Raw genomic sequence first — 1,616 nt, 5'->3', positions numbered from 1 at the left:
CCCGAGGTGCGGCCGCGCGTTTCCGGCATCGTGGTCGAGCGTCTGTTCCGCCAGGGCAGCGAGGTGAAGGCGGGCGATCCGCTCTACCGCATCGATCCGCGCCCGTTCGAGGTCGAGGTGATGGCAAACGAAGCTGCGCTCGCCAAGGCGGAGGCCGCGCTGATGCAGGCGAGGCAGCAGGCGCACCGTATCGCTACCCTCACCAAGGATCGCGCTGCTCCGGAAGCCGAGAACGAGAAGGCGATTGCGGCTGAACGCCAGGCCCATGCCGAGGTCGAAGGTCGCAAGGCCGACCTCTCGCGGGCAAGGCTCAATCTCGACTATGCCACCGTGCGCGCGCCGATCGACGGCGTGGTCGGTGCGGCCCTTGTCAGCGAGGGTGCCCTCGCGGTGCAGAACGAGACCAATCTCGCCACCATCCAGCAGCTCGATCCGATCTATGCCGACTTCACCCAGTCGGTGAACGAGCTCAACCAGCTTCGCCGCGCCTTCGAGACCGGCGACCTCGAGCGCATCGCCTCCGATGCCGCCAAGGTGCGCCTGGTACTCGACGACAACACCATCTATTCGCTCGACGGCAAGCTGCTGTTCTCCGATGCCAAGGTCGACGCCCACACCGGACAGGTGACCCTGCGCGGCGAATTCCCCAATCCCAAGCGCGAACTGCTGCCGGGCATGTATGTCCGCGTCCGCATCGACCAGGGTCTGGATTCCGATGCGATCGCGGTGCCGCAGCAGGCGATCCAGCGCAATGGCGGTGGCGGCAGCGAAGTGTTCGTCGTCAAGGATGACAACCACATCGCAGTGCAGGCGGTGCGCACAGGGTCCGTGCAGGACGGAGTCTGGTTCGTCACTGAAGGCCTGAAGGCCGGCGACAAGGTCGTGGTGGAAGGGTTCCAGAAATTCGCGGCCGGCGACAAGGTCAAGCCGCAATCCTGGTCGGAAGCGGACGCGACCGCCGACAATCGGCACGCGCAGAAGCTCACGCGGTAACGCGCTATGGCGAGCTTCTTCATCGACAGGCCAATCTTCGCCTGGGTGGTCGCGCTGTTCATCTGCTTGATCGGCGCGATCGCCGTGCCGCTGCTGCCGATCGCGCAATATCCGATCATCGCGCCGCCCTCGATCTCGATCTCGACCAGCTATCCCGGCGCCTCGCCCGAAAACCTCTACAACAGCGTCACGCGGCTGATCGAGGAGGAGCTCAACGGCGCCGCCAACATCCTCAACTTCGAATCGACCAGCGACTCGCTCGGCCAGGTCGAGATCATCGCCAACTTCCAGCCGGGCACCGATACCAGCGCCGCCTCTGTCGAGGTGCAGAACCGCATCAAGCGCGTCGAGGCGCGCCTGCCGCGCGCGGTGATGCAGCAGGGCATCCTGATCGAGGAAGCCTCCAGCGCGGTGCTGCAGATCATCACGCTGAACTCGACAGATGGCAGCCTGGATGAGGTCGGCCTCGGCGACTTCATGATCCGCAACGTGCTGGGCGAGGTCCGCCGCATTCCCGGCGTGGGCCGCGCCACGCTGTACTCGACCGAGCGCAGCCTGCGCGTCTGGGTCGATCCGGCCAAGCTCGTCGGCTATGGGCTGACCGCGGACGACGTCAACAAGGC

The 1,616-nt window shown here is 65.7% G+C and carries 2 protein-coding genes; both read left to right on the top strand.

Going from position 1 to position 1,616, the window contains the following annotated elements; translation table 11 throughout:
* On the top strand, nt 1-993 hold a 993-nt coding region (locus MOV75_RS37255), incomplete at its 5' end, for an efflux RND transporter periplasmic adaptor subunit (protein ID WP_247007896.1).
* A gap of 6 nt (nt 994-999) precedes the next feature.
* A partial coding sequence (locus MOV75_RS37250) for an efflux RND transporter permease subunit (RefSeq protein ID WP_247007895.1) occupies nt 1,000-1,616 on the top strand: 617 nt, incomplete at its 3' end.

Origin of the sequence: Bradyrhizobium sp. PRIMUS42, assembly GCF_023006515.1 — a bacterium.
In the GTDB taxonomy this organism is placed as follows: Bacteria; Pseudomonadota; Alphaproteobacteria; order Rhizobiales; family Xanthobacteraceae; genus Bradyrhizobium.
The sequence above is the reverse complement of the archived record's forward strand: the minus strand, read 5'-3'. Positions and strand labels throughout refer to the sequence as shown.